The organism is Salipiger sp. (assembly GCF_059781815.1).
The window spans coordinates 1-3,288 of the sequence record NZ_JBYNAH010000343.1 but is presented as its reverse complement, the minus strand read 5'-3'; the positions used below and the strand labels follow the sequence as shown (position 1 = coordinate 3,288).

Annotated in this window: 3 protein-coding genes; 1 reads left to right on the top strand and 2 read right to left on the bottom strand. The window is 61.3% G+C overall.

Features of this window, described 5'->3' with window-relative positions:
* Positions 1-28: 28 nt before the first annotated feature.
* The gene (locus AC6RA4_RS24325; RefSeq protein WP_500164719.1) at positions 29-400 is read right to left on the bottom strand and encodes a tyrosine-type recombinase/integrase; all 372 of its coding nucleotides are present in this window, start codon (positions 398-400) and stop codon (positions 29-31) included.
* Positions 401-1,176: 776 nt separating this feature from the next.
* On the opposite strand from AC6RA4_RS24325, the gene AC6RA4_RS24320 reads away from it, so the two are divergent.
* Entirely contained in the window at positions 1,177-1,446 is a 270-nt protein-coding gene (locus AC6RA4_RS24320; protein ID WP_500164631.1) for a hypothetical protein, read from the top strand.
* 473 nt (positions 1,447-1,919) lie between these two features.
* On the opposite strand, the gene AC6RA4_RS24315 is transcribed toward AC6RA4_RS24320, so the two are convergent.
* Positions 1,920-3,176: a hypothetical protein gene (locus AC6RA4_RS24315; RefSeq protein WP_500164717.1), complete on the bottom strand. Its 1,257-nt coding sequence runs from the start codon at positions 3,174-3,176 to the stop codon at positions 1,920-1,922.
* Positions 3,177-3,288 lie beyond the last annotated feature (112 nt).

Here is a 3,288-nt window from a genome sequence, read left to right as displayed (position 1 = left end):
GGACTTCGCGCATCGTGGGTGGACCACTTCAATGGGGCTGGCTCACTTCGGCGCGCTCGTCGCTTTCGGAGCGGCGCCGGCGGCGCATTTTCACGTCGGTGGCGACGTTGTGCTCGATCCACTCCCGCTCGACGGCTTCGGACAGCACGGCGCGCAGGCTGATCATGACCTTGCGCACGAGTGCTTGCGAGATGCCGTCATCGAGCAGCTCGTGCATGAAGTCGCGCACCTGACCTCGGGAAAGGTCAGCGAGGGCGAGAGGGCCGATCTTCGGCTCGATGTGAACGCGGGCGTGGCTGCGGTAGGCCTTCAGGGTCGATCGCTCGAGCTGATTGCGTTCGCAGGTCTTGAGCCAGCTCTCGCAGGCGTCGGTCACGGTCTTCGTCATCGGGTTGGGCATCTTGGCCTCTTCTTTGTTGCTGATGACTACATTATACTCTGCGTGGACGCGTCCGTCGGGCGCAAAACCAAGGTGGCTCCAGAAATATTTCATATTTACAAGGCCTTGCCTTGCGTCTTGAGCGGCTGATACGCCGCGAAGGCGGGGCAACCTAGTATAGTTGTTGAACGTAAGTTATACAGGAAATCGCTGTTTTCGACCTTATACGCCGCACATCTCGCGACGTCGAAGAAACCGCGTCGCTTTCCGGATGGGGTGTTAGGTTACCTCAACCGATCCGGTGGGGTCGAACGTGGCAGGGAGCAATCGCAGGCCCGTGAGGAGTGCGCCTGGTGCGCAGTTGGCGAACTCTGTAGAGCATGGCTTCCGTATGCGACATGCGCGCCCGAAGCTGAGGTCGAGCCCCGCTGGTGGCGAGAGCGGAGGGGCGGGCAGGCCGCAATGGCCTCGGGAGCGCGCGGGGGACACTATGGCGAACTGACAGCGTGTCCCTCTCCCTGAAAAGATACGGGGAGGTCGAGGAGTAGCGCCGGGACCACCAAGAACGCGCCTGGTGCGTGCCTCGCGAAAATCTGCAGCAAGAGTGCGGACGAGAGAAGTCGCGCACCTACGAGCGGTTTTGAGAGTTGCAGAGCCCAGTCGACATACGGGCGTCGGCAACGCGGGAGCATCGGCTTGCATGATCGAGGCATCATGCCCGGCGAGCCGTCTCGGCCTAGACGCGTCGCCTGAAGCGTGCGAGCAAGGTGATGTAAGGGCGTGCGGGGCTAACGTAGATGGAAGAAGACGAGCCGAATGTCGTGATGTCAGGGAGGTGCCAGACCGTTATGGTGAACAGCTATCCCTTCTCTATCGAGATCTACCGGCTCGAGACAGAGAGCTTGTGGACGCTCGAGGTCGTCGATTGCGACGGGACGAGCCACGTCTGGGACGATCAGTTCCGCTCCGACAAGGACGCACGCACCGCGGCGCTTGAGGCCATCAGGAGCGAAGGCGCCATCGCGTTCATGCGCGGCAGCAATGTCATCCCACTCTTGCGGGACTGATCGGGGTAGGGGGCAAAGGTCTGGGGCGGCTGCTCGAGCTACAAGGATTGGGGTGGTGGGCTGCGGTCGACACATTGCTTCCGCCACAGCTGCGGCGAAGCCTTGTATCCCGTCGCAGGGTGACGACGGGCATGGGCGGGGCGCAGCCCGGCCACTTTTTCTGACATTTTTGCAGCCGGAGGCGGTGCGGCTCATCGCGCGGGGCGCGCGCATCTCCAGCCAACCTGGCTTGGTCCTTGTGGTCACGGGGCTGTTCGCGAAGCTGAGCGCTCCACGTCAGTCACTGCTGACTGTTTAAGGTAAGCATCTCGGATCTCGCATCTGTGCCTCAGTTCTCTGTCTCCGCTCCTGTGCGCATCCTTCGGTCCCTGGTCTCCCGAGTTGACCCTCTCACCCGCTTCTCTCTCCGCCTTTCCATGAGCATCAGCCCTCGCATAGAACGCGGCGGCCGGTGCCAGTGGGGGACGTATTCTTCACCCATCTTCAAACTGCTTCACCATCTGCTTAAGCGCGCGGCCGATGCGGTCGTTGAGCTCACTGTATGCGACGCAGTGACCACGGGGGCCGAGCTGTCGCACGAGTCTTCCGTCTCCGCGCCGCTTTCCCGTCGCTCGGTCGATCGCGTTGTTTCCCAAGTCGCAGAGCTTCACGCCGATGACGCCGGTCTTCTTGAACACCTCGACCAGCTCCGGTTCTGGCTCTCCGCTCGGAGCGGCTTTGAAGGTCGGGCATTCAAAATCGAAGAAGACATCGCGGAGGCCTTTCCAGTAGCGTCGGCTGAAATCGTCCACTGTAAACAGGTCGAGCTGTTCCGGGATTGTATCACCCTCAAGCGTCGTGCTCTCGAGAGTGACCTCGATCCTGGATCGTCGGTCCTTCGGCGACAGTTTCACGCGGGGCTTCCCGTCCTTGTCCCTCTGGTCCGCGACTTTGTCCTGAAGCCTGTAGCTCATCGGGCGGCTTCGTTTGCCGAGGTAGACCGTCGCGTTCACAGGAGCGGCTTTATGGTTGGTGTGGCCGGCCGCGGCGAGAAGCAACCGCGGCACGTCTTTGAAAGTCGTCGGACCTCGCTGTCCCTTCGGTCGTTCGATCTGGTGTCGCCCTTCACCGTCATTGAAGCGAAGCGTGTCGCACTTCTCGGTGAAATCCCCCGTCTCAAAGATCTGCTCCGGTGCGAAGTGCTTGCGCAGCAACTCCGACATCTGCACCCGGCGCAGGGCGAGCTCCAGATCATCTTTCACCTTGCTCGGACGCGGATAGATGTCGATGGCTAGCTCGAAGCCCATCACCCGGTGCTCGGCTCGACCGTCCTCGACCGGCACGTCATAGCGTCTGGCGAGTTCGTCGAGGACTTTCGATAGCCTTGGGAGTGTCGGATCCTGGATGGTGAGCTTCATCTCGCGGGTGTAGCGATCTCCGCCTTTCTTGAGCGGATTGACTGACACGCCGCCGAGCTCTGGCTGGTTGAGGCGGCGTTTGATCGTCTTGCCCACATTCACGGTGGCCTGTCTCTCGGGCAGCGTGACGGCGATCGCGATCCAGTCGAGCACCGCGCTGAACTTGTAGCTTGTCAGGTCAATGATCGGTGTGGCCCGGATCCTGCCGTTCGTGACAGACTGATCGCTCATGTGCGCTTGTAGCTCGTATTGCAGCGTGCGCTGATCAGAGGGCACTGCACCAGCGTCGCGCTCTTGCGTGAGTTTGACCGGGATCTCGAAGCTGTGGGGCATGGCATCCAGTGCGTTGTGCAGGCAGGCCGGTCATCTATGATCCGATCCCGGTCCGCACAAGTAGGCGGAAACACAACAAAATCAGTTAATTTGGTGCGGTCCGCAAATCGGC

What these genes read in the sequence shown, in the direction of transcription:
- AC6RA4_RS24325 (WP_500164719.1), bottom strand. Translation starts at nt 400, where the DNA reads ATGCCCAACCCGATGACGAAGACCGTGACCGACGCCTGCGAGAGCTGG.
- AC6RA4_RS24320 (WP_500164631.1), top strand. Translation starts at nt 1,177, where the DNA reads ATGGAAGAAGACGAGCCGAATGTCGTGATGTCAGGGAGGTGCCAGACC.
- AC6RA4_RS24315 (WP_500164717.1), bottom strand. Translation starts at nt 3,176, where the DNA reads ATGCCCCACAGCTTCGAGATCCCGGTCAAACTCACGCAAGAGCGCGAC.